This is a genomic window from Neobacillus driksii (genome assembly GCF_013409995.1).
Classification (GTDB): domain Bacteria; phylum Bacillota; class Bacilli; order Bacillales; family Cytobacillaceae; genus Neobacillus; species Neobacillus driksii.
This window is the reverse complement of record NZ_JACCBX010000012.1, coordinates 98,084-120,306: the sequence shown is the minus strand read 5'-3', so window position 1 is coordinate 120,306 and position 22,223 is coordinate 98,084. Positions and strand designations below refer to the sequence as shown.

Genomic DNA, 22,223 nt, shown 5'->3' with positions numbered 1-22,223 from the left:
ATGGCAAAAGTATTATATAACGGAGATATTCAAGAGGCAGTTTTACAAGGAAAGAAGATCGCAGTAATCGGTTATGGATCACAAGGTCATGCACATGCATTAAACCTTAAAGAAAGCGGATTTGACGTTGTTGTTGGTTTAAGAGGCGGTAAGTCTTGGGATAAAGCTGTTGAAGATGGTGTTGAAGTAACATCTGTTGCAGATGCAACTGCACAAGCTGACGTTATCATGGTGTTGCTGCCAGATGAAATGCAGCCTAAGGTATACGAAGAAAGTATCAAACCAAACCTTGAAGCTGGGAATGCATTAGTTTTTGCTCATGGTTTCAACGTTCACTTTACACAAATCGTACCACCAGCTGATGTAGACGTATTCCTAGTTGCTCCTAAAGGTCCAGGACATTTAGTACGACGCACATATACAGAAGGTGCAGGTGTTCCAGCACTTTATGCGGTATATCAAGACTACACTGGTCAAGCGCGTGAATTAGCATTAGCTTACGCTAAAGGTATCGGTTCTGCTCGTGCAGGCGTACTAGAAACTTCTTTCCAAGAAGAGACAGAAACAGATTTATTCGGAGAACAAGCAGTTCTTTGCGGTGGTACTACTGCCCTTATCAAAGCAGGTTTCGAAACATTAGTAGAAGCAGGTTATCAGCCTGAAGTTGCTTACTTCGAGTGTTTACATGAATTAAAATTAATCGTTGACCTTCTATATGAAGGAGGACTTGAAAATATGCGCTACTCTATCTCAGATACAGCTCAGTGGGGAGATTTCGTTTCAGGACCACGTGTTGTTAACGAAGATACAAAAGCACGCATGAAAGATGTATTAACGGATATCCAAACAGGTGCATTTGCAAAGGGCTGGATCTTGGAGAACCAAGCAAACCGTCCACAATTTAACGCAATCAACCGCAGCGAAAACAATCACCAAATTGAGGTTGTCGGCCGTGAGCTTCGTGAATTAATGCCATTTATTAAAAAACCTGTAAACCAAAAGAAAGAAGCTGTGGTAAATGGTTCACGTTAACATCTTCGATACGACACTGCGTGATGGTGAACAATCTCCTGGTGTAAATCTAAACCAGCTTGAAAAACTGGAAATTGCTAGACAACTAGAAAAGTTTGGCGTTGATATTATGGAGGCCGGGTTTCCGGCTTCCTCCCAAGGGGACTTCGAAGCAGTAAGAGCTATTGCCCGGAGTATTAAAAACAGTTCCGTAACAGGCCTGGCAAGAGCAACCAAATCGGACATTGACATTGCGTGGGACGCATTAAAGGATGCTAAAGAACCAAGGTTACACGTTTTCCTTGCTACCTCTCCTATTCATATGAAATATAAATTGTTCAAAACACCTGAGGAAGTCATACAAACCTCTGTCGATATGGTCGCATATGCAAAACAAAGGTTCCCTCATATCGAATGGTCTGCTGAAGACGCATCTCGTTCAGATCTTGATTTTCTTGTCAAAATCATTACGAAGGTTATCGACGCAGGAGCAACAGTCATTAACCTCCCTGACACGGTAGGCTATGCCACTCCAGCAGAATATGGTTACATGTTCCGTTATATTCGAGAAAACGTTCCAAATATCCATAAGGCTTCACTTTCCTGCCATTGTCATGATGATTTAGGAATGGCTGTCGCCAATACACTAGCAGCTATTGAAAATGGAGTTACCCAGGTCGAGGGAACAATTAACGGTATTGGAGAGCGTGCAGGAAATGCCTCACTAGAGGAAGTCGCAGTAGCCCTCAATATTAGAAAAGATAAATACCCTTATACGACGAATCTTGTTTTGAAAGAAATCAAGCGCACAAGCGACCTTGTCAGCCGCTTTACCGGAATGATTGTTCCCGGAAATAAGGCTGTAGTAGGAAAAAATGCCTTTGCTCATGAGTCTGGTATTCATCAAGATGGAGTATTGAAAAATACCTTAACCTACGAAATCATTACTCCTGAGATGGTTGGTATTCAATCAAATGATTTAGTTCTTGGTAAACATTCAGGACGTCATGCCTTTAAAGATAAAATTGAAAATATGGGCTTTACATTATCTGCTGAAAAGCTTCAAGAAGCATTTACAGCTTTTAAACAGCTCACCGACCGTAAAAAAGAAGTTACCGATGAAGATTTGTTTACCATTTTAACAGACATCCAAACAGCCGTCGCTGATATTAAAAAATATGAACTTGTGGCTTTCCAGGTTCATTATGGTTCAGCCAACCTCCCTACTGCTACCGTTGCACTGAACACGCCAGAAGGTGTTCGAGTAGAAACGGCACGTACAGGTTCAGGAAGTGTTGAAGCACTAATGAATACATTAGAAGCTTTAATTAAAGAAGAAATTCATCTTACTGATTATAAATTAAATTCCGTCGGGCAAGGGCGTGATGCCTTGGCTGAAGTACATGTAAAAATGACAGTTGATGGTACACAAGTAAGTGGCCGCGGATCCGCTCAGGACGTATTAGAGGCTTCTGCTAAAGCGTTCTTAAATACTGTAAACCGTGTATTATTCAACACTAAAGCTGTTGCTCAAGCTGAACTAGCTCAAGCATAAACCCTTTCCTGAGGCGATGTAAAAAAATGATGAGGAGGTTGCTTCGAATGAAAAAACGTATTGTATTACTACCTGGTGATGGGATTGGCAAGGAAGTTATTAATTCTGCACAAGATGTATTGAATGCTGTTGCTGAAGAATTTAACCACAGTTTTACCTTCGAAACCCATGAAATCGGAGGGGCAGCCATTGACCTATATGGAACTCCCCTGCCAGACACAACAGTCGATGCCTGTAAACAGGCAGATGCGGTATTATTAGGTGCTGTTGGCGGCCCAAAATGGGATAACAACCCCTCCCATTTACGCCCTGAAAGAGGATTACTAGGTATTCGTAAGGCGCTAGATTTATATGCAAATTTAAGACCGATTAAAGGGTTTAAAAATTTGCTTCATGCTTCTCCTTTGAAAGAAGAGGTTGTTGCCGGCAGTGACTTATTAATTGTCCGTGAACTAACAGGCGGTATTTACTTTGGTACACCAAGTGAACGCCGCGATAACGGTCAAACTGTCGTAGATACACTTGCTTATACGCGTAAAGAGATTGAAAGAATCGTAGACAAAGCATTTCAAGCAGCACAAGGACGTAGTGGACACCTTACTTCTGTTGATAAAGCAAACGTATTGGAATCCAGTAAAATGTGGCGCGAAATTGTCGAAGAGAAAAAAGCACAATATCCTGACGTAGTGGTTGAGCATGTATTGGTTGACGCGGCTGCAATGAAATTGATTACAAATCCCACTAAGTTTGATGTCATTGTGACTGAGAACATGTTTGGTGACATTCTTAGTGATGAAGCTTCGGTTTTAACAGGATCACTTGGTATGCTTGCATCCGCATCCTTGAGCGAAGATGGTGTTGGTTTATACGAACCAGTTCATGGCTCAGCACCAGATATCGCCGGCAAAGGGATTGCCAATCCATCTGCAATGATTTTATCAGCTGCATTAATGCTGCGTTACTCTTTTCAACTGAATGATGAGGCAACATTAATTGAAGACGCGGTACAGTCTGTGTTAGATAGTGGATTCCACACAGCAGACCTTCACATTCCTGAAGGAAGACAAGTGGGCACAGAGGAAATGACACGTCTTATTGTCGATTATATTAAGTCCCAAAACGCATCAAAATGTATCATGAGCTGTTACGTTTAAAGTACTCGCAGCTGGGCTCATAGGTCCAGCTGCTTCTCCTTATCAAGGAACTTTTTATCAGGGGAAGAACTACCCCCTCTCTACCAAATCTATAAATGTGAGGAAGGACATTATGCAAAAACCAAAAAATATTATTCAAAAAGTTTGGGAGCAGCATGTTGTACATCAAGAAGCAGGAAAACCTGATTTACTATATATTGATTTGCACCTGGTCCATGAAGTAACCTCTCCTCAAGCATTCGAAGGATTACGAATGAATGGACGAAAGGTGCGCCGTCCGGACCTTACTTATGCAACAATGGATCACAATGTTTCAACAAAAGATCGAAACGTAATCAAGGATCCAATTTCAAAGAAACAAATCGATACATTGAAAGAAAACTGCCAAGAATTTGGCGTTGAACTTTCAGACCGTCAACACCCAGACAATGGGATTGTCCATGTAATAGGACCTGAGCTTGGTCTTACCCAACCTGGAAAAACAATCGTTTGTGGTGATAGCCATACTTCTACACATGGTGCATTTGGTGCCCTAGCGTTCGGAATTGGGACAAGTGAAGTAGAGCATGTCCTAGCAACACAAACACTGTGGCAAGCACCTCCAAAAACAATGAAGGTAAAGGTTAATGGAAAGCTTGGAACAGGCGTAACAGCAAAGGATTTAATCCTAGCAATCATCGGGAAATTTGGAGTCCAATTTGGAACTGGTTATGTAATGGAATATACAGGCGAGGCAATCCGCTCCCTTTCTATGGAAGAGCGTATGACCGTTTGTAATATGTCGATTGAGGCTGGTGCACGCGCAGGCTTGATTTCTCCAGATGAAACAACTTTTGAATACCTGAAAGGCCGCAGACATATTCCTAAGGGTGAAGCTTTCGAGGAAGCCGTTGCAAATTGGCGTGCGCTTGCCACTGATGAAGGTGCACAATATGACGCGGTGGTTGAAATTGAGGCTTCTGAAGTTGAACCGCAGGTTACATGGGGAACAAATCCCGGCATGTGTATCCCAATTACAGCATCTGTTCCAAATCCAGATCATGAAGAAAAAGCGAATAAAAAAGATGAAATTTCTCGTGCCCTTCAATATATGGGACTTGAAGCTGGCCAGCCAATTTCAAGTGTCGAAATTGATCATGTCTTTATTGGTTCTTGTACCAATTCACGGTTGAGTGATTTACGTAAAGCGGCTGAAGTTGTACGAGGGCACAAGGTTAATCCTAAGGTGAAAGCAATTGTCGTACCAGGTTCTTTTAGTGTGAAATTGGCTGCCGAAAAAGAAGGAATTGATCAAATTTTTAAAGAGTCAGGCTTTGAATGGCGCGAAGCTGGCTGCAGTATGTGTCTTGCCATGAATGATGATATCGTTCCTCCAGGCGGTCGCTGTGCCTCCACTTCTAACCGTAATTTTGAAGGCCGTCAAGGAAATGGATCTCGTACCCATCTTGTCAGTCCGGAAATGGCTGCTGCTGCTGCAGTTGCAGGACATTTCGTTGATGTTCGAAAGTTTACAGCACAGGAGGTACTATAAATGGAACCACTACGCATTCATACAGGAATCGTTTGCCCGTTAAATCGAAGTAATGTTGATACAGACCAGATTATTCCGAAGCAATTTCTAAAAAGAATTGAGCGAAGCGGCTTTGGACAATTTTTATTTTATCACTGGCGCTTTGATGATGATGGGAATCTGCGTAAGGATTTTTCAATGAATCATCCAAAATATCAGGGAGCCTCTATATTAGTAGCTGGTGAGAACTTTGGCTGTGGATCCTCTCGTGAGCATGCACCATGGGCGATTCAGGACTATGGCTTTAAAGTGGTTATTGCCCAAAGCTATGCAGATATTTTTAAAAATAACTGTGTGAAAAATGGTATCCTCACCATTCAAGCAAGTGAAGAACAGGTTCAAAGCATTATGCGTAAGGCCGAAAACGAGGAGTACTCACTTACTGTGAACCTTGAAAATCAAGTGGTTACCGATAATCAAGGATTAGAGTTTACTTTTGATATTGCACCATATCCAAAAGAAATGCTGCTTAACGGCTGGGATGAAATCGGCGTAACCCTGAACTATGAAGAGCAAATTTCAACATATGAGCTTGCACGTAAATAAAAAAATGAGCTTGGACATATTCCAAGCTCATTTTTTATTGTCTCGGTGCCAATAACATTACCAAAACTCCTATTAAACATATTCCCCCGCCAATCCAGTCATATAAATCTGGAGTCTTTTTGTCGATCCCCCATCCCCACAAAAGCGAAAGCACAATGAATACTCCCCCATAAGCGGCATAAACTCTTCCGAATGATGGGAATGCCTGAAAGGTGGCTATTACACCGTACAAAGCCAGCGCTATTCCGCCAATTACTCCCCAGTAGGAGGGTCTCCCCTCTCGCAGCCATTGCCAGATAAGGTATCCACCTCCTATCTCTGCAATACCTGCAAGGATAAATAATAGAGCTGCTTGAAACATTATGATCACATCCTTAAAGCTTTTTATCTTTATAAGGGCTCTCTTCTCAAGACCCTGATTAAGGACAAATCTTTCTGGCCGCTACTATGATTTGTCCTCAAGACTCCTGATTAAGGACAAATCCTTTCTGGACGCTGCTGCGATTTGTCCTCAAGACCCCTGATTAAAGACAAATCCTTTCTGGACGCTTCTATGATTTGTCCTCAAGATCCCTGATTAAGGACAAATCTTTCCTGGACGTTGCTGCGATTTGTCCTCAAGACCCCTGATTAAGGACAAATCTTTCTGGCCACAGCTACGATTTGTCCTCAAGACCCCTGATTAAGGACAAATCTTTCTGGCCGCTGCTGCGATTTGTCCTCAAGACACCTGATTAAGGACAAATCTTTTCTGGCCATTGCTGCGATTTGTCCTCAAGACCCTGATTAAGGACAAATCTTTCTGGACGCTGCTATGATTTGTCCTCAAGACACCTGATTAAGGACAAATCTTTCCTGGACGTTGCTGCGATTTGTCCTCAAGACCCCTGATTAAGGACAAATCTTTCTGGACGCTGCTATGATTTGTCCTCAAGACTCCTGATTAAGGACAAATCTTTCCTCCTTATTTTAGTACCGTATTTTATAAAAATAAAGAATGAATGAATGATTGATTTAGGTTTGATACTAATGACAAAAAGGAGGGTTACATATGGATGGGAAATATAATACAAGCGACGACGCAAATGTAGAAATGAAAAAGGCACTAAGCAAAACAACACCTAGAAAGAATCCAAATATGAGTGAAGCTGAATTTAAGATGAAATACCAAGGTAAGAAAGATATCTAAAATAGCAGGGGCAGATATTTCCTGCCCCTTGCATGTGCCCAGCTATTAACTCATGAACTCCGGTAGTAATACTTTAAGGTTTTATTGCGTCAATGATGAGAGAAGGAAATAATAGTTTGTCGTTATTCCTTGGGTCAAACTTTTTTGAACGGAAAATAACTCCATCTTCAGGACTCCAATCGTTGAAGTGAAAATTACCTTCGTCATCACAATATTCCAGTAAAGTAACCCTATATCCTGCATCTTCAAACATTTTCGATAATGTACGATAGTTATGTACAATCTTATGACTTGCGGCAGGATGGTCTTTTGGACCAGGTCCGCCGATTTTTACTAAATTTTGATATTCCTCATCGGGAAAAAATCCATCTGGAACGGCACAGCGAATATAACCAGAAGGCTTAAGATACTTAAAACATAGCTTTGCAGCAGCTATTCCTTCTTCATGGGTTAAGTGCTCCCAAACGTGTTCAGCTAGAATTGCTGTTATCGAGTTATTAGCAAACAGGTTCTCCCAAGTTGCTTCATCCAGTAAATTTAGCTCCTCTTCTTGAGTTTGTAACCAGCCTGGATTATTATTGTACTCCCCTGCTCCGATAACCACTTTGATTTCCTTTTCAATTACCACCAGTTTTCCCCCACTTATAACGTTTTCTTCTTGTGCTTCCTTCTATTGCCCCTGTTTTACCCTCTCAACATGTTTCTATCCAGAATCTTTTTATGATATTTCCATCTTCTTCAATAAAGTCGGAATCTGGTATCCCTCCATTATTTATGATCGTTTTATAGGAACCGGTATTATCTTCATCACATACAACCAGAGCTTTTTTAATTCCTAACTCATCAGCTTTTTCAAGCGACAATGAAAGCAATCTAGTGGCAAATCCTTTCCTTCTCTCTGAAGGACGGATGCCGTAACCAATATGGCCGCCACGATTGGAAAGATCTTGTGTTAATTGATGTCTTATATTGACCACACCGAGTATTCTTTTGTCTTGGTTTATTAACCAAAATGTTGAATCAGGCACCCACCCTGCTGGCAGATTACTTCCTTCCTCATTATCTCTTAAAAATTGGACCATTGCCTCAAAATCTGAAGGATCTTTTTTAATAACCCAAGGTATCATATCTTCGTTGCTATCTATCCATTCCTTATAGAATGACAGGTATTCATCCATCAACTCCACTGTTGGTTTAACCAAGGATAGTTGATGGCTTGATTCCATTAACAATCTTTCGTATGTTATGGTTCCGTTCTCGATTTTTAGAAGAAACACATCCGGATTACGTAAACCTTTCCATTCTTCAAAACCGAAATGATGATTATAATGATTTAGCAGTAAGGACAGTAAATTTCCATGTGTGACGATAATAGTATTTAGCTCTTCACTGTTCTGAACTTCCTCTATTACGGCTATGATTCGTTCCGTTGCTTCACTACTTGACTCTCCACCTTCGAATTTCAAATCTAGGTCATCAAAGGTAGCTCTTAATTTTTCTAGCCAGTCAGAAAGGTTTTGGGAACTAAGGATACGTTCTGTTAATAAATCATTTTTTTCAATTTCAAGATTGATTCTTTGTGCAAGGGGCTCCACCGTTTGAACTGCACGGTTATATGGACTAGAAATAATGCGGTCTATAGGAATATCTCTAAAAAATTCCGATAAATGGGCAGATTGTTTAATGCCATTATCTGTTAGTGATGCTTCCGCCGGCTGCCCCTCAGCCTCACAATGCCGGATAAGATAAATTTTCTTCATTCACTTTCACTCCTATTCTTCAAAGGTCTTTCTGAATCCGTAAAATGGACGATAGCCCTGACCTTCATAAAATGTATGAGAGATACTAGAAGCAAGAAGTTCCATTCTCGTACTTGGATATTTAGCATGAACGTACTGAAGCAACTTTTTCCCGATACCTGACCCACGATACTTTTTGTCAATTAACAATTCACATATATATATAGTGATACGCGTGTCGGTAAAACCTCTAATATATCCGACTATTCCATCGCCGTCTGCCTCCACCACCAAAGATACATTTGAATGGTTCCATGCCTCTTTTGTATCTTCGTTCTTTTCTACTAAATTACTCCAGCCCTCTTGCTGGTTTAACTCTTGAATTCTATTAAAATCATTTTCTTGGTACTGTCGAATACGAATGTGCTCCATTGGCTACAACTCCCCATTATATAAAACAAAATGATTATCTTTTAAAATCGGAACACTTTGATAAACATTTAACCTGCTGCAATGTTCTACATCTGCAGCAAATCCTCGTTCACGCAATTCTCGACTGCTTCCTCTATCCCAAATCAGTGCGTCTAATTTTGGCTCCGCCTGCAGGAATGCACCCATACATACTTCTGCTTCTGGTGATTTCTCACCTTCCAAATAAGATAAAATAGCGCCGGCACCTAAATAATCCTCCATAGCAGGACGAAGAGTATCTTCCTCTTCTCTCCCATTACTCCATTGCTCACCACAAGGGATTACTGTAATGTTTGCTTTCGTTTTTAATCTTAATTGATTAGCTGCGGAAGCCACTGCAGTCGCATTTAATAGAGATCCAATAAAAAGTGCTTGTGCCTTTGCGGCAATCCAAGTGCAAAAAGCTCCATTTAGTGAGGAAAGTACATACCCCTTTTTTGAATGTTCTTCATTAAAGGAAACAGGGGACAATGTCGGTTTCCCCGCCTTTGCTGCCTCCGCTCTGCCCAAAATATATTCAGCATTCACTTCTTTCGCGTATTGTTTCCCGTTACCATACGGGGGATAAGGATAAATCATCGCACCGAAATGCAATGCAGATACCACAGTGGATGAGAAACTTAAGATATCGACTATAATAATAATATCACCGCGTTCTGCCGCTTCTCTAGCGCCGCGTCTGCCCCATTCCATTCGACACACATAGGGAGATTGACTGAACAATACAAACCACCACCTTTATATAATTTTTTAAATGATTTGAAAGGAAGGATCCTATGCTAAAAAAATTTACGTTAAAAACGAACACTCGTGATCAAATGATAGAAATCACCCATCAGGTTCAGGAATTCATTACAGAAAATAACCTGCAGGAAGGATCTGCTATCGTCTATTGTCCACATACAACAGCTGGTACTACCATTAATGAGAACGCTGACCCAGATGTGAAACGAGACATGATTCGGCGCTTTGACGAGGTTTATCCATGGCACCATGCACAAGATCGGCATATGGAAGGCAATACTGCAGCCCATATGAAAGCAAGTACAGTCGGAGCTTCACAATATGTTATTATTGCAAACGGACAATTGCTGTTAGGTACGTGGCAGGGAATATACTTTTGCGAGTTTGACGGACCGCGTACACGAACGTTTTATGTAAAAATCCTCTAACCTTAAAATTATTTAGCCGAAATAGTTAATTCTTTATTGGGTAGTTCTTTTCCTTCTTATGTTATCAAGATTGCAGGAAGTTTTGGTTTAGATCTACTAGATAAAGGAAATATAAAAGGAAGCATGTGGAATCCGAACAAGTTCAGTTTTTACAAAGGAAAGGGATTTACGAGAATGATTATACTGGAACGGGAACAAAGCTTTCTTATGGTAACTCAGAATGAACACGCACAAATTGCTGGCGTTATCGCTCGGAATTGCAAAGAGGATTATTTTTTTGATGATAACCGTACTCAAGAAGTACTGCTGGCAATTAAAGAACATGACCGAGGCTGGATTGAAATGGATTCGTCCCCGGTATGGAATGATAAAACGGAGAAACCGTACTCTTTTATTGATTATCCACTATCCCTCAAAATTACTTTTTATAAAAAGGGATTAGACGAAGTAGAAAAACTAAGCAAGTATGCAGGACTTTTATGCAGCTTGCACTACTCATCGTTCATTCAAGATTCAAGCGAGTCTGCTGTCAGGGAATTTTGGAAAGAAGAAAAGCAAAGACAGGAACAGCTTTCAAAGGAATTGCAATTAACGGGGGATAAGCATAAACAAGAAACCCTAATGTACCACTTAGATTTATTAAAATTTTGTGATTATTTATCCCTGTTTATCAGTCTAAATGAACCTGGAGATAATAAAGGGATTCACTCATTTTTTCGCAATGGGTTTCCACAGTTATTTCCGTTTGTTACGGACAAGCCAATTGTTGCTCATTGGGAAAACCCAGAAACGGTTTCGCTATCCTTCTCACCACTGAAAAAGGAAATGGAAGTTGAGCTGCCCTATCGAGCAGTAATAAAAGACCAAATTGAAAAGCACGGCATTATCCAAGCATATAAGGACACGCCTGTTTCGATTAGGAAGGTAGTTTTTAAATAGAAAAAAATGCACTACTCGTTATGGAGCAGTGCATTTTTTTCATAAATTGTCTAATATATTTTGACTCTGTGGATCTTCATTAAAGGTCAAAACCTCTTCAACAGGTTGGTATGATTCTCCATAGAAGTGCTGATCCTTATAGGTATGAATTTTATCATACGTCTTTCTCATGGCCTCAAAGATTAGTTCCTCAGACTCTTTATTTGGAGCCCAATAAAGAATTTCCATTTTATTAACCTCATTTGTCGCTAACGACCTTCTCTCATAGCCGATGGAATTAGCGTGTTCAAAACCTTCTCTTTTGTAAAAATGAAGCCTTTTTCCTGAATCACTGTCTTGATAGTTAACGGGTTCAACTTCAAGAATAATAGGCTTTCCTTTTTGTTTCATTTTTTCGAGAAGCTTATGACCAAGTCCCTGGCCGCGTGCATCTTTTGAAACAAAAAGATAGTCAATAAATACAAAATCCTCTAACTCTGCATACATCAAAACATGATTCGGACCTTCAGCTTTATGATAAATATCGGAACGCTCTTTTAATAAAGTTTCCATATGCTCCCTAGACTTCATTTCTTCAATCGGAAAATATTGATTTAATTTCTCATACCAATGCATACTACTACTCCTCTGGTAAAGTGTCTTAATGAGGAAAGTATGTGTGTTTTTTCCATATTTAATACCGATAGTAATCCGATTATTTTTCGATGAGAAGTTCTAAGAATTCATGCTCGGGTTTCATCAATTTTGTACCTTTTTCAGATTTTAGAAAAATTTCTTTTTCATCTTCATAAAAAACGTTTACTTTACTATCATTAAGATCTATTATCAATGTTTCATTTCGAGAATCCACTTCTTCATTCGTATCCATTGCTTCGTTAATGAACCTTATGATTTGTTCTACCTTGGATTTATCTTTAATTTCTGTACAGTTTTGATCACTTGGACTCTGATAGATACAAATACTATCTGGAACATCCTCAATCCAAGTAGTTGTTTGTAAAATTTCCGTTTTATCAAACATGACCTCTGTTTGGTCCTCACTTTGATTGTACTGAGCAGAAATCCATAATTCACCATCAAAATCTTCTTTTCTCCAGCGTGACATAAATCCACTCCAATCATTATCAGCCTCATTATCGTCAAGTGCAGATTCTGTATACTCCTTTTGCCAACCCCGCCCAGGAAGTTCCTTCATGTAAAAATGATAAATATCCTCCCAGTGATTCCCCTTCATAATATATTGGTGTTCAGTTGGTTCTAATCCTTTGAATAAAGGGATATCCTTGTGTTCTTCAGGGATAATTGACATCCCTTTATAGGTGTCGTCTGTTATTTTTTGATATAAAAACCAACAAATAATAATAAAAAGCAGTACAATTACTCCAAAAATGGTCTTTTTCTTTGTCATATATCTCCCATGCCTCCCAGTTACTATTTAAAAAAATAGAACTGTAGACCTCTCCCTATGTTTTATTGCTATGCCTGTCCGAATCGCATACTATTTCCCTAATGAAAACCCTTGAAATAACCGCCCGCCAAATGGCTGGAGGACATCATCAACCATTACGATAATCCTATTTTTATCTCCGGTTTTATAAAAAATATCAAAGGTGTCGACAAAAAGATCTGCAAATTTTTCATCATAGTTTCTTAATGAACGTATTAACCATTTAGAAGAACCAATCCATCGTCGATTGGTTCTCAAGACAAATTCACTAACTAGTTCAGCAAGTGTATTAGCGATGAATATTTCTTCAGCCCGCACTGAACAACCTATAAAATCATCAAGCGCATCCGTTATAAAATAACGCTTAATTCTTATGGTTTCAGCTGACCATTCTTCCGGACCCTTCACCAATAAATCTTTTGCTTCTTGTTTAATAGCCTCCATAATTCCACTATCTTTTAACACTATTCCTTCTGAAACCATTTTAGGCAAGGAAGGTCTCGCCCGTTCACAATCACTTTTAAAAAAGTCTTTATATGAAGATAAATTATGTACAAAAACCTCTATTTTCCATCCAAATTCAATGAATGACTCTCTATATGCAGATTGTAGATTACTATCAACTATCACAATATCAAGGTCTGATGTTTCTGTGCCCTCACCTCTAACTACACTCCCAGCTAACAAGGCTGCGTGACAATTCGGAAAATGATTCAAAGTAAACAGTTCCGCTGCTCTATATGGATCGATTCTATTCATCTCCCTCACTCCAATTTCTCTAAAGCTCCCCCCTTCTCTACTAAATAAAATTGCTGTTTCCAAATGAGCAATATCTCCTTCTAACTCCAGTTTAAAACCATTTTCATTCATTTCTACAATGGTAAGACTGGTATCATGTATATAAGGAGGATCCCATAAGGTTTCAATAGGGGAACTCTTAAAAAATGTATATAAACACTTAATTACGACAGAATGAGTAACCAATAATATATTCCCAGATTTATATTCTCTTTTTATTCGATTTAAAACCTGAACGGCTCTTGCTCGTGTCTCTTCAAACGTTTCTCCTCCCACAGTTGCATATTGGTGAGGTGCGTTCCAGAAGGACTCATACTCGGTTTGATACATTTCTTTAATGGAAGAATGAGTTTTTCCTTCCCATCGACCCAGTTTAATTTCCCTCAAATTTTCATCATAAATCACAGGAATATCTCTTTCTCCCCGTATCAAGCTGGCAGTCGCTTTCGTCCTCCCGCTTGTACTTGAAAAAATGGCAGTTAACTCTATTTCTTTCAATCTTTCACCTAAAGATATAGCATTTTTAATTCCATTTTCCGTTAGATTTGAATCCAGCCAGCCTTGCATTCTTTTTTCACGATTCCATTCTGTTTCACCGTGCCGTGTTATGTATAGAGTGATCATAAGCATCTCCTTTTATTTGATTAACTCACCAATTGCATCAATTAGTTTTCTAGTTGTTTCTTTTAACTTCGTTTCATCTTCTATGATAATCTCATCTTCTAAATAAAAATTAGCAAATGATTGATCTTTATATTTAGGTACAACATGCATATGGTAGTGCGCTAATTCATTAAATACCCCGCCATTTTGGCATATGGTGATCCCATCCGGATTAAACAGTTTTTTAATTGCTTTTGATAGAAGAATAGATGCTTTCATAATTGAATTTGCTGTGTTTTCGTCAAGTTCATCTGCGTCATAAACATGTTGTTTAGGCACTATCATAATATGCCCTTCATTAAATGGCTCATGGTCTAGGAAACAACAAACATATTCATCTTCAAAAACAACATGTACAGGCAGATTTTTATTTGCCAAATTACACCCTAAGCATTCCACAACAACAACACAACCTTTACATTCCAATAATTTTACTTTAACAAAAAAAAGGCCGGTATTCTCGACCTTTATAAAAGATTTTGAAATACTTCTAAAATGTTTAAAAGGAACTGGTAAATCAGTGTGATTAGCTGAGATAAGAAATCAAATAGGAAATCAAACATAAAACATACTTCCTTTCATAACGTCCTTATTTATACTATGCTTTCTAGGACGAGCATGAAACGGATAGTAGTTTACTTTTTTACAATAAAATCGAAATTATAATTTGACTAAGACTAACGATAATAATGCTCTGACCAAAGCCGCTCACGATACCAGTTGATACTCTCAATGTGTTATTACTCATTCGATATTTCCTTTTTTGGGTCCAACCATCCAAAACCATTCGAAAATTTAATGTGATACCTAGCCAAAGTGGGAAATCTAAATCATAGACAAATAGAAAAGGGAAAAATAAATACCCCAATAATATTCCCGTGCACCTTGCGCATATTGGCAGTGTATATCCTTTAATCGTTAGACTTCTTGACTTCATCCGATGACAAGGTACAATATCAATCAGCCGCTTCAGATTAATTACAATTTGGTCCACAATCACAGTCACAATCAGGTCCCCCATCACAATCGGATTTACCATCACAGTCCGGTCCGCAATCAAAAGTCGGACAGTCTGGTGTACAGTCATACTTCTTTTTACGGTATTTCTTTCTTCCATAATAAAACAGTGTAAACAGCAGTAATAAAATACCCAGCACTGTGGCAAGTATCCCAAAAACCATTTCACCATTGATTAATAACGTGGTTCCGACCACAAATGAAATAATCATCCCTGTCAGCAAAAGAAAAAACATAATTCCACCTTTTTCTCTAGGAATTTCTTTTATTCTTAAACATTATAATACTAATAATAGCTAATAAAAGTGGTCCAATAACAAGATATTTAAAAACTCCAGGGGTGGCTAAACAATATAAACTGATTGGCAATGCCCAGATAGAGCCAATCATAAGCAGTATCGGTTTCAATGAATGACTTGAGTAATATTTCAATAGCATTGGCAGTAAGTACATAATCGAAAACGAATATAATACATCTAGGTCTACACTTGTATGGATATAAGGGTTAAATAGTAAAATATAAGCGCAAAAAATAAAACTTCCAACTGATACAGTAGTCCCTATTAGTCTCAAGGACTTCATCTACATCCCCCCAAAAACACAACTAATTATGTATATTCCATTTATTTGTAAAAAAACCTTTTTCTAAAAAAAGAGAAAGAGAGCAGCAACATTGTGCCACTCCCTTTGCTAAACTAAAATTCGGGAAGTCGATCAAGATTGTTTTCTTTTATCCCATCTGGTTCACTTCGAATAATATCTCTGCCGTATTTATGAAAGACATCAACGTGGGCAATCTGACCTGATTTGGCTTCCGTTAACGCTGTGATGTAATCCAGCTCTCTGCCTGAGCTTGTTTTGAATGCGATGATGTCTCCATCATCATTTTTCTTCACGGCCACGAATTCTTCTTTTCCATCAGGATTGCTTTGACTAGCCTCTGCCTGCGCTTCGTGCTCACTTTGCTGCTTGTATTGATCGTAGATTTTTTCAAAATTCTTATTTTCCATAATCTCCACCTCCGAACGTATGTTAGTATTTTGTTGCAAATGGCTGCTAAATATTCAAAATACACAAAACTGACAAAAAAGGCCATAATCCAGGAATGTCCAGTTGGGATCATAAGATTGGAACCGTTATCTTATATGGTAAAGTGAGTATATCTAGGCTATTTATTGCTGGAAGCTTACCAGTTGGATTATTAGCTGCAGGTTTTTATATGTAAACAAGGAGCCGTTTGTCAACAGCTCCTTTTTGATTTTTAATGCAAGTTCATACCAGTACTTGGTTTTTCCTCGTTCTCTTTAATATTTTTCATCAATAGAATCATGCAGATTATAACCAAAAGATTAAAGAGAATAACACTCCAAACAAGCAGATAGCCTATCTCCACTCCAGCCTTTAATTGGAGGAGAATCTTGGCTGTCAATGCTGTTAGTAAAGTAATCTCTTTAATAATAATCACAGGGGTGAGCAAGTAGCCAAATGGTTTTCGCATGATTAACAGGATCCCAGCAAGCAGACCTGTAGGCACGACAAATCCTAAGTCTAGTGCCTGTATTACAAAAGTAGTGTAGTGCTGTAAATCTGCTGGTGGTGTATTGTTTAAGAGCGGGAGACCCAGCTTTCCTGTCCACATCATTCCAAACACAAATGAACCAAAAAGTAAGAAGCCTCCTAGAAATTTTACCGGCATTTTTTTCGTGAAAAATAAGGGTAATTTTTCAACATCATAGGACATCATCATGAGGATAAGGCAAAAAAACTGGCTGACATAAGTGCCACATAGGTTAGGAACATAGAATTGTACATGGAAAGAAAGGAGTAAGAGGCATAGGTGTATAGGAAATATCCTAACGTACCCGTTAGCAGGAGACTTCCTTTAAGAAAACCTTTTCGATACATATAGAATGATAGCAGCAGTAATGGAACACCTAGAAATAGTGTAACATAGTCTTGAGCGATGGCTTGTGCAGCCATTGACACGGAGTCATGACTGTATAGCCCCTTCCCATAAATGGATACTTTCTCACCAAATATAGATCGGTATTCATATTCACCTGGTCCTTGATTCGAAACGATCGCATATGACGTGGAAAAAATAGAAAGAATGGTAATGAGTATAACAAGTAAACTGATTGTCCTTTTGTATATCATCGTTAGTACCTCCCTTCAAATAAATAACTATCATAGTAAGTATTCGATAACCCATTGCCGCGACCTCTTTGTTCACAAAAAGTTCAGTTTTTCCTTTTGCTAGAGGTTTTCTTCTATATAGGTAATAATAGTTTAAAAAAGTGTAATGCCTGGAGTGAAAACAATGATTTTTTTAGATAAAGACCATGATCCAAGGAAAAATGGAGAGCTTCTATCGGTTATTTCAGAAAAGCAAATAGATATAGAAGCGGTGATTAAAGAAACTGAGCAGCTTTTTCAACAATGCCATATGAATAAGCCTGCCCCACAATTCAACAAGGAACCAAAAGAAGTTTCTTTTTTCAAAAGGATGATGGAGCACATTTTCCGATTATTCGCTCGGCCGTTTAACCTCTTAAAGCCTACCCCTGTATACATCGATTCTGATGGGAATGTGTTCCCTAAGTGGAAACCGAAGCTGGATGATCAGTACAAAAAGTTAATAAGTCGAATTACCAGGGAAGTAAATATTATCGATTTTGGCGGGATTGGGGATGGAAAAAGCGATAACACAACTGCCTTTAAAAGAGCGCTTGGAAATGGCAGGGTTAGGGTAAATATTCCTGAGGGGGTTTTTATGACAAAAGGCATTCGCCTTCCTTCCTGGACATGCCTAGTAGGAGCCGGAAAGGGAAAAACAACGATTAAACTACATGAAAGAGCCCCGAAAGGAACGAGACTAATTACCAACGCCAATCATTGGAACGGAAATCATCATTTATATGTGCAGGGTCTGAGTCTAGATTGGAATGTTGAAAGGCTTGGGGATGTAAAAAAGACGTGTACGTGGGGCAATCACTCAAGCTGTCTAACTTATGCGAACGTCAGCTATGGTTGGGTAAAAGATGTTGAAGCAATTAATCCGGGACTTCATTGCTTTGATATTTCCTCTACCTTGTACAATTATGCAGGAGACGGTTATCGCGCCAAAGGCGGCAGCCAATATGTTTGGCTCGACAATTTAAATGGATATGGTTTTGGAGATGACGGAATTACCACCCATCATAGTGATTACATCTTTATTTCGAACTCTCATATGTGTGACCCAAGCGGGCTGGCTCATCAAAAGGGATTTTCAAATTCAAATGGGTTCGAAATTGATGATGGTTCTAGGAATGTACTCTTAGTTAATAATTCTTCAGCCAGGTGTTTTGGGGGTATTGAAATAAAAGCACATCAAAACTCATCTGCAGCTTCTAATGTGCAAATCGTTGGGCATATCTCCTTAAACGACAACCGTTCCTATAACTTCCGCCATATCGGACACCATAAAAGCACAGATAGGGAGTCACAGTCGGCATACAATATTACTGCTGTGAATCTTGCTGCCATTAAACCGATTTTTACAGATTTATATAAAGAATCCAAACCTCGCGGCTTAGTCGTATCCGGCTATAAAAATGTTGTGGTCAACCAGTTTACATTGATTGGTGACCCTGATTATGACTATAGAAGAATCCCTATTATTGCGATACAGTACCGAGCAAGAAATGTGGTTCTAAACAATATTTCAGTCAAAGATTTTAAGAGTGCTAGTGCAGCTATCAAGGTTTATGGAGGAGAAAATCGGGCTGATTCAATTTCGATAAATCACGTCGAGGTTCGTGACTCCGCCTTAAAAGCGATTGATATTGGTAAAGATGTAGAGGATATTCGAATAAATGTGTGAATCACATAGAAAAAGCGTCAAAGATATGGTTATCTATGACGCTTTCCTTCTTTATCCACTACGATTTCGTCCACCAACTTTTCAGCCACTTTTCGATATAGGTTACTCATGTGTACGAGTGAGGAAATCATGAGTACCTGCTCGAGATAAGCAGAGTTCCGATCCTCCATTTTTGCTACTTCTTCATTTACATCCTTGACCCGTTCGTTAATATCATTATTGAAATCAGCGACATTTTTTTGGGAGAGAGCTAAATAACTATTATAAAAAGAATCGATTTCTATATCCTCTTTAATAATTCTTTTATTCAACCCATCCAGTGTTACCTGGATATCATTAATGGATAGAGCGCCTTTAAGTTGGTATATTAAACTCATTAAAATCAAATGCTCTTTGGAATACTTCTTATTTTTAATCGGGAAAATGAGCTTCCCCTTTGCATAGTTATTAATCATCGTTTTTGTAAGAATCTTTTCCTCATCATTTCGCTTTGAGTCGACAAATTTGTTTTCAAATAGCTGAATCACTTGATCCATATACAAATCAATATTCGGTATTTCATCTAACGATAGGTTTGTTTCAAGTCCAAGCTGTTCAAGTATTTCTGTGATTTTTTCCATCATAAAAACTCCGTTCTACGTGTTATCTGATTAACATTATATCGTAACATTTATCAGTTGACTAGGTGTTGTTTTATGAGTATCATTATAAGTAGTTATCAAAACTACATGCAGTATCAGGAGGGTTTTAACTTGAGTAATTATATTCGGGAACCAATTAATGGACTCACTCATTTATCAGGTGCACTTTTATCTTTCGTAGGACTTCTTGCGATGGTAATTAAAGTGTCGAGTACGACATCTTCAGCGATAGCGATCACCGCTGTCATCATTTTTGGCGTCAGCATGATTCTCCTATATTCAGCTTCAGCCACCTACCATATGGTAATCGCTAAAGATCATGTCATTGCTTTTTTAAGACGCCTCGATCACTCGATGATTTTTATTTTGATTGCAGGTACCTACACACCATTTTGTTTTATCAGTTTAAATGGTACAACGGGTAATATCCTGTTTTCAATTATTGCTGCAGTTGCATTAAGTGGAGTCGTGTTTAAGATGGTTTGGTTTAATTGTCCGCGCTGGATTTCAACAGCACTGTATCTTGTCATGGGCTGGATGATTGTGTTTGTATTCTCGCCATTAGCCGGGAGCTTGGATCCAAAGGGTTTGTTTTTATTAATACTCGGTGGAATTTTTTATACCATTGGCGGTGTCATTTATGGAGCAAAGCCAAAATTCCTTCAATCTAAATACATGGGCTTTCATGAGATTTTCCACATCTTTATCATGCTTGGGAGTATGTCTCACTTCTTATGTGTATTTTATTTTGTTATATGAAATTAAAAAACGCCATAAGAGGCGTTTTTTTTGCTGTGAATTATGAGTTCTTATTATTATCTCTGGCAGCCTGGTTCCTAGCTTTCTTACTTAGGCCTTGTTCTGCACCGAATTCCGTATCTGCTTTACTTCCGCCAGTATGCGGTTGGTTACGGTTGTTATTCTTATTGGTCATTGTTTTTAATTCCTCCCTTTATGTAAATTGGCTAGTAACATCTATATACTGCTTAAAGAGATAGGTAATTATACCTATTTTCTCTTTATTTCTTTATTAGAGAAAAGTGCAATACTTAAGACCCTAAGAATTCTGTTTGAAGTTCAGTTTCAATCACTTTATGTTCATAGGATACTTGATAGGCTTTGCTAGTTGGTCTTGAGCTAACTATTTTACTTATTTCTTGCTCAATGTAATGAATAGCCACTCCATCATCTGCAGCTATACCTGCTTGTATTTTATTTGCCCCAATTAACGTATGGTACTTCGGTCTTCTATCTGCTTCGCCATCATAATGTGGGCAATTACTGCCTTTTAAGAAACCTAAGCAGCTCAGTGGCTCAAACCCTTCGCCAAATGAGTCGGTTACACCTTCCTCGAACCAACAAATAGAACCGGCACTAATCCCCGCTAAAAGAATTCCTTGATCCCAAGCTTTTCTCAAAATGGTGCTAATCCCCAATCTTTCCATAAAGCCAACAGATTCTTTGTATTTCCACCGCCAACATATATAATATCTTTTTCCAAAATAAAGCTCTCTAAGTCTCTTTTTGGCGGTCGGAATAATGATAGATGAGATGGTCTACAATTTTGTTTTTGGAAAAAACGATAAAATCTTTGAATATAATCTTCTGAATCTCCACTTGCAGGGGGGATAAAACAAATTTTGGGATTGTCTTTACGCGATTGCTTCAGAATGTAAGTATCCAATAACGTATTTTCTGGTTCCATAGAGAAACCGCCGCCAAGTGCAATGATTTGCCTCATATATCTTCCCTCCATTTTAGTATTCTATCTATATGCTTTTATATCATTTTCAAATGGAAAGGCTTGGGTAAACCTGTTTTATGCGCTCGATATATTTTTCCATTGTCTTTACTCCCTTTTAACTCTTCCCTAACATGAAAAATAGCAGACTAAATCCTTGTGAATTTAGCTGCCTTTTTTATTCTTATAGGTTTACATTTGCGTCTGGCGCCTTATCAGCTACGAGATTTAATTGAATGTTGTGCTCTAAATAGGCCTTTAATCCAGAGAGTACCATTGTGTATCCTCCCATAGAATCAATGGCTCGGGCGACCATTTCATCGCCACTGCCAGAAAAGCCATAGTTTGTGATGGAAACAAAAGTTTGATTATCTGCTCGGGGAGTGAATAGCCACTCCACCTGGGTGCCATCGGTCCATTCAATCCTTATTAGCTTGTTTTGCTCCATTTCTTTAACAAATAATTCATCGCCAACACCATACATTTCCCAATCCCACCTGATGGTTTTACTCTCTTCCAATCTTCCGCTGCTTTTAGTAAACCAAAACTTTGTCGTGATTTCAGGATTGATGAAAGCTTCATATACTTCCTCAACTGGTTTGCGGATAAGCATTTCTGCCTTAACAACTGGTTTTTCGTTTAGTGTTATCATAATTAATACTTCTTCTCCTTTGTGTATATCCTATTCACTATGGTTTCTTATTC

28 protein-coding genes and 2 pseudogenes are annotated in these 22,223 nt (G+C 38.7%); 10 read left to right on the top strand and 20 right to left on the bottom strand.

Annotated elements, in window-relative coordinates; genetic code table 11:
- The 5 genes from ilvC to leuD all read left to right on the top strand — a co-directional run bounded on the left by ilvC (position 1) and on the right by leuD (position 5,836).
- Positions 1-1,032 carry a ketol-acid reductoisomerase gene (gene ilvC, locus F4694_RS24075; RefSeq protein ID WP_179602447.1) on the top strand — a complete coding sequence of 344 codons (1,032 nt, stop codon included), beginning with the start codon at positions 1-3 and terminating at the stop codon, positions 1,030-1,032.
- The gene (locus tag F4694_RS24070) at positions 1,019-2,566 is read left to right on the top strand and encodes a 2-isopropylmalate synthase (RefSeq protein WP_179602446.1); all 1,548 of its coding nucleotides are present in this window, start codon (positions 1,019-1,021) and stop codon (positions 2,564-2,566) included. The genes ilvC and F4694_RS24070 overlap by 14 nt, the downstream gene beginning before the upstream one ends.
- 47 nt (positions 2,567-2,613) lie before the next feature.
- The gene (leuB, locus tag F4694_RS24065) at positions 2,614-3,720 is read left to right on the top strand and encodes a 3-isopropylmalate dehydrogenase (protein WP_179602445.1); all 1,107 of its coding nucleotides are present in this window, start codon (positions 2,614-2,616) and stop codon (positions 3,718-3,720) included.
- Between the two features lie 112 nt (positions 3,721-3,832).
- Positions 3,833-5,251: a 3-isopropylmalate dehydratase large subunit gene (gene leuC / locus F4694_RS24060; protein WP_179602444.1), complete on the top strand. Its 1,419-nt coding sequence runs from the start codon at positions 3,833-3,835 to the stop codon at positions 5,249-5,251.
- Positions 5,252-5,836 (top strand): 3-isopropylmalate dehydratase small subunit, encoded by a 585-nt coding sequence (gene leuD / locus F4694_RS24055; RefSeq protein ID WP_179602443.1) that lies wholly within the window; start codon positions 5,252-5,254, stop codon positions 5,834-5,836.
- Between the two features lie 34 nt (positions 5,837-5,870).
- Here the strand turns inward: leuD and F4694_RS24050 are convergent, their stop codons facing one another.
- Positions 5,871-6,197: a YnfA family protein gene (locus F4694_RS24050; protein WP_179602442.1), complete on the bottom strand. Its 327-nt coding sequence runs from the start codon at positions 6,195-6,197 to the stop codon at positions 5,871-5,873.
- Between the two features lie 690 nt (positions 6,198-6,887).
- On the opposite strand from F4694_RS24050, the gene F4694_RS24045 reads away from it, so the two are divergent.
- Positions 6,888-7,025 carry a hypothetical protein gene (locus tag F4694_RS24045; protein ID WP_179602441.1) on the top strand — a complete coding sequence of 46 codons (138 nt, stop codon included), beginning with the start codon at positions 6,888-6,890 and terminating at the stop codon, positions 7,023-7,025.
- 73 nt (positions 7,026-7,098) lie between these two features.
- On the opposite strand, the gene F4694_RS24040 is transcribed toward F4694_RS24045, so the two are convergent.
- The 5 genes and pseudogenes from F4694_RS24040 to F4694_RS24020 form a co-directional block, all read right to left on the bottom strand.
- Positions 7,099-7,656 carry a class I SAM-dependent methyltransferase gene (locus F4694_RS24040; protein WP_179602540.1) on the bottom strand — a complete coding sequence of 186 codons (558 nt, stop codon included), beginning with the start codon at positions 7,654-7,656 and terminating at the stop codon, positions 7,099-7,101.
- A 61-nt stretch (positions 7,657-7,717) separates the two neighbouring features.
- Positions 7,718-8,251 carry a GNAT family N-acetyltransferase gene (locus F4694_RS24035; RefSeq protein ID WP_179602539.1) on the bottom strand — a complete coding sequence of 178 codons (534 nt, stop codon included), beginning with the start codon at positions 8,249-8,251 and terminating at the stop codon, positions 7,718-7,720.
- A 27-nt stretch (positions 8,252-8,278) separates the two neighbouring features.
- Positions 8,279-8,785: pseudogene (locus F4694_RS24030) on the bottom strand (histidine phosphatase family protein); the annotation flags it as partial.
- A 12-nt stretch (positions 8,786-8,797) separates the two neighbouring features.
- Positions 8,798-9,196, bottom strand: a complete 399-nt coding sequence (locus F4694_RS24025) for a GNAT family N-acetyltransferase (protein ID WP_179602440.1) — start codon at positions 9,194-9,196, stop codon at positions 8,798-8,800.
- A 3-nt stretch (positions 9,197-9,199) separates the two neighbouring features.
- The gene (locus F4694_RS24020; protein WP_257029370.1) at positions 9,200-9,958 is read right to left on the bottom strand and encodes a 2-phosphosulfolactate phosphatase; all 759 of its coding nucleotides are present in this window, start codon (positions 9,956-9,958) and stop codon (positions 9,200-9,202) included.
- Positions 9,959-10,011: 53 nt separating this feature from the next.
- Here F4694_RS24020 and F4694_RS24015 point away from each other — a divergent pair, with 53 nt between their 5' ends.
- Positions 10,012-10,407: a secondary thiamine-phosphate synthase enzyme YjbQ gene (locus tag F4694_RS24015; protein WP_179602439.1), complete on the top strand. Its 396-nt coding sequence runs from the start codon at positions 10,012-10,014 to the stop codon at positions 10,405-10,407.
- Between the two features lie 174 nt (positions 10,408-10,581).
- Positions 10,582-11,346, top strand: coding sequence for a DUF3891 family protein (locus F4694_RS24010; protein WP_179602438.1), 765 nt, complete (start codon positions 10,582-10,584; stop codon positions 11,344-11,346).
- Between the two features lie 39 nt (positions 11,347-11,385).
- Here the strand turns inward: F4694_RS24010 and F4694_RS24005 are convergent, their stop codons facing one another.
- The 10 genes from F4694_RS24005 to F4694_RS32430 form a co-directional block, all read right to left on the bottom strand.
- Positions 11,386-11,961, bottom strand: a complete 576-nt coding sequence (locus F4694_RS24005) for a GNAT family N-acetyltransferase (RefSeq protein WP_179602437.1) — start codon at positions 11,959-11,961, stop codon at positions 11,386-11,388.
- Positions 11,962-12,040: 79 nt separating this feature from the next.
- A complete protein-coding gene (locus F4694_RS24000) occupies positions 12,041-12,754 on the bottom strand; it encodes a hypothetical protein (protein WP_179602436.1) in 714 nt (237 codons plus the stop codon).
- A 90-nt stretch (positions 12,755-12,844) separates the two neighbouring features.
- Positions 12,845-14,215 carry a histidine phosphatase family protein gene (locus F4694_RS32760; RefSeq protein WP_306458523.1) on the bottom strand — a complete coding sequence of 457 codons (1,371 nt, stop codon included), beginning with the start codon at positions 14,213-14,215 and terminating at the stop codon, positions 12,845-12,847.
- Positions 14,216-14,227: 12 nt separating this feature from the next.
- The gene (locus F4694_RS23985; protein ID WP_374757444.1) at positions 14,228-14,632 is read right to left on the bottom strand and encodes an HIT family protein; all 405 of its coding nucleotides are present in this window, start codon (positions 14,630-14,632) and stop codon (positions 14,228-14,230) included.
- A 265-nt stretch (positions 14,633-14,897) separates the two neighbouring features.
- The gene (locus tag F4694_RS23980; protein ID WP_308806611.1) at positions 14,898-15,260 is read right to left on the bottom strand and encodes a DUF2085 domain-containing protein; all 363 of its coding nucleotides are present in this window, start codon (positions 15,258-15,260) and stop codon (positions 14,898-14,900) included.
- Positions 15,229-15,507 carry a hypothetical protein gene (locus F4694_RS23975; protein WP_179602434.1) on the bottom strand — a complete coding sequence of 93 codons (279 nt, stop codon included), beginning with the start codon at positions 15,505-15,507 and terminating at the stop codon, positions 15,229-15,231. Before F4694_RS23975 ends, F4694_RS23980 begins: the two co-directional genes overlap by 32 nt.
- A gap of 16 nt (positions 15,508-15,523) precedes the next feature.
- Positions 15,524-15,853, bottom strand: a complete 330-nt coding sequence (locus tag F4694_RS23970; protein ID WP_179602433.1) for a hypothetical protein — start codon at positions 15,851-15,853, stop codon at positions 15,524-15,526.
- Between the two features lie 113 nt (positions 15,854-15,966).
- On the bottom strand, positions 15,967-16,281 hold the full coding sequence (locus F4694_RS23965) for a DUF3892 domain-containing protein (RefSeq protein ID WP_179602432.1): 315 nt from the start codon (positions 16,279-16,281) through the stop codon (positions 15,967-15,969).
- Positions 16,282-16,532: 251 nt separating this feature from the next.
- Entirely contained in the window at positions 16,533-16,967 is a 435-nt protein-coding gene (locus F4694_RS32435) for a hypothetical protein (RefSeq protein ID WP_257029369.1), read from the bottom strand.
- Positions 16,968-17,014: 47 nt separating this feature from the next.
- A complete protein-coding gene (locus F4694_RS32430) occupies positions 17,015-17,428 on the bottom strand; it encodes a hypothetical protein (protein WP_257029368.1) in 414 nt (137 codons plus the stop codon).
- Between the two features lie 163 nt (positions 17,429-17,591).
- Between F4694_RS32430 and F4694_RS23955 the strand changes: the two genes are divergently transcribed.
- A complete protein-coding gene (locus F4694_RS23955) occupies positions 17,592-19,136 on the top strand; it encodes a glycosyl hydrolase family 28-related protein (protein WP_179602431.1) in 1,545 nt (514 codons plus the stop codon).
- A 29-nt stretch (positions 19,137-19,165) separates the two neighbouring features.
- On the opposite strand, the gene F4694_RS23950 is transcribed toward F4694_RS23955, so the two are convergent.
- Entirely contained in the window at positions 19,166-19,756 is a 591-nt protein-coding gene (locus tag F4694_RS23950; RefSeq protein ID WP_179602430.1) for a DUF1836 domain-containing protein, read from the bottom strand.
- Positions 19,757-19,888: 132 nt separating this feature from the next.
- Here F4694_RS23950 and trhA point away from each other — a divergent pair, with 132 nt between their 5' ends.
- A complete protein-coding gene (gene trhA, locus F4694_RS23945) occupies positions 19,889-20,536 on the top strand; it encodes a PAQR family membrane homeostasis protein TrhA (RefSeq protein WP_179602429.1) in 648 nt (215 codons plus the stop codon).
- 40 nt (positions 20,537-20,576) lie between these two features.
- Here trhA and F4694_RS32425 read toward each other — a convergent pair whose 3' ends face one another.
- The 3 genes and pseudogenes from F4694_RS32425 to F4694_RS23935 all read right to left on the bottom strand — a co-directional run bounded on the left by F4694_RS32425 (position 20,577) and on the right by F4694_RS23935 (position 22,170).
- On the bottom strand, positions 20,577-20,711 hold the full coding sequence (locus F4694_RS32425) for a hypothetical protein (protein WP_257029367.1): 135 nt from the start codon (positions 20,709-20,711) through the stop codon (positions 20,577-20,579).
- 115 nt (positions 20,712-20,826) lie between these two features.
- Positions 20,827-21,482: pseudogene (locus F4694_RS23940) on the bottom strand (Type 1 glutamine amidotransferase-like domain-containing protein).
- A 220-nt stretch (positions 21,483-21,702) separates the two neighbouring features.
- Positions 21,703-22,170: an SRPBCC family protein gene (locus tag F4694_RS23935; protein WP_179602428.1), complete on the bottom strand. Its 468-nt coding sequence runs from the start codon at positions 22,168-22,170 to the stop codon at positions 21,703-21,705.
- Positions 22,171-22,223 lie beyond the last annotated feature (53 nt).

What these genes read in the sequence shown, in the direction of transcription:
- F4694_RS23950 (WP_179602430.1), bottom strand. Translation starts at nt 19,756, where the DNA reads ATGGAAAAAATCACAGAAATACTTGAACAGCTTGGACTTGAAACAAAC.
- F4694_RS23935 (WP_179602428.1), bottom strand. Translation starts at nt 22,170, where the DNA reads ATGATAACACTAAACGAAAAACCAGTTGTTAAGGCAGAAATGCTTATC.
- F4694_RS24005 (WP_179602437.1), bottom strand. Translation starts at nt 11,961, where the DNA reads ATGCATTGGTATGAGAAATTAAATCAATATTTTCCGATTGAAGAAATG.
- F4694_RS24015 (WP_179602439.1), top strand. Translation starts at nt 10,012, where the DNA reads ATGCTAAAAAAATTTACGTTAAAAACGAACACTCGTGATCAAATGATA.
- leuB (WP_179602445.1), top strand. Translation starts at nt 2,614, where the DNA reads ATGAAAAAACGTATTGTATTACTACCTGGTGATGGGATTGGCAAGGAA.
- F4694_RS24035 (WP_179602539.1), bottom strand. Translation starts at nt 8,251, where the DNA reads ATGGAATCAAGCCATCAACTATCCTTGGTTAAACCAACAGTGGAGTTG.
- F4694_RS32760 (WP_306458523.1), bottom strand. Translation starts at nt 14,215, where the DNA reads ATGATCACTCTATACATAACACGGCACGGTGAAACAGAATGGAATCGT.
- F4694_RS32430 (WP_257029368.1), bottom strand. Translation starts at nt 17,428, where the DNA reads ATGATATACAAAAGGACAATCAGTTTACTTGTTATACTCATTACCATT.
- F4694_RS24050 (WP_179602442.1), bottom strand. Translation starts at nt 6,197, where the DNA reads ATGTTTCAAGCAGCTCTATTATTTATCCTTGCAGGTATTGCAGAGATA.
- F4694_RS32435 (WP_257029369.1), bottom strand. Translation starts at nt 16,967, where the DNA reads ATGCCGGTAAAATTTCTAGGAGGCTTCTTACTTTTTGGTTCATTTGTG.
- F4694_RS23975 (WP_179602434.1), bottom strand. Translation starts at nt 15,507, where the DNA reads ATGTTTTTTCTTTTGCTGACAGGGATGATTATTTCATTTGTGGTCGGA.
- leuD (WP_179602443.1), top strand. Translation starts at nt 5,252, where the DNA reads ATGGAACCACTACGCATTCATACAGGAATCGTTTGCCCGTTAAATCGA.
- F4694_RS23970 (WP_179602433.1), bottom strand. Translation starts at nt 15,853, where the DNA reads ATGAAGTCCTTGAGACTAATAGGGACTACTGTATCAGTTGGAAGTTTT.
- F4694_RS23955 (WP_179602431.1), top strand. Translation starts at nt 17,592, where the DNA reads ATGATTTTTTTAGATAAAGACCATGATCCAAGGAAAAATGGAGAGCTT.
- F4694_RS24000 (WP_179602436.1), bottom strand. Translation starts at nt 12,754, where the DNA reads ATGACAAAGAAAAAGACCATTTTTGGAGTAATTGTACTGCTTTTTATT.
- F4694_RS24045 (WP_179602441.1), top strand. Translation starts at nt 6,888, where the DNA reads ATGGATGGGAAATATAATACAAGCGACGACGCAAATGTAGAAATGAAA.
- F4694_RS24025 (WP_179602440.1), bottom strand. Translation starts at nt 9,196, where the DNA reads ATGGAGCACATTCGTATTCGACAGTACCAAGAAAATGATTTTAATAGA.
- leuC (WP_179602444.1), top strand. Translation starts at nt 3,833, where the DNA reads ATGCAAAAACCAAAAAATATTATTCAAAAAGTTTGGGAGCAGCATGTT.
- F4694_RS24070 (WP_179602446.1), top strand. Translation starts at nt 1,019, where the DNA reads ATGGTTCACGTTAACATCTTCGATACGACACTGCGTGATGGTGAACAA.
- ilvC (WP_179602447.1), top strand. Translation starts at nt 1, where the DNA reads ATGGCAAAAGTATTATATAACGGAGATATTCAAGAGGCAGTTTTACAA.
- F4694_RS32425 (WP_257029367.1), bottom strand. Translation starts at nt 20,711, where the DNA reads ATGACCAATAAGAATAACAACCGTAACCAACCGCATACTGGCGGAAGT.
- F4694_RS24010 (WP_179602438.1), top strand. Translation starts at nt 10,582, where the DNA reads ATGATTATACTGGAACGGGAACAAAGCTTTCTTATGGTAACTCAGAAT.
- F4694_RS23965 (WP_179602432.1), bottom strand. Translation starts at nt 16,281, where the DNA reads ATGGAAAATAAGAATTTTGAAAAAATCTACGATCAATACAAGCAGCAA.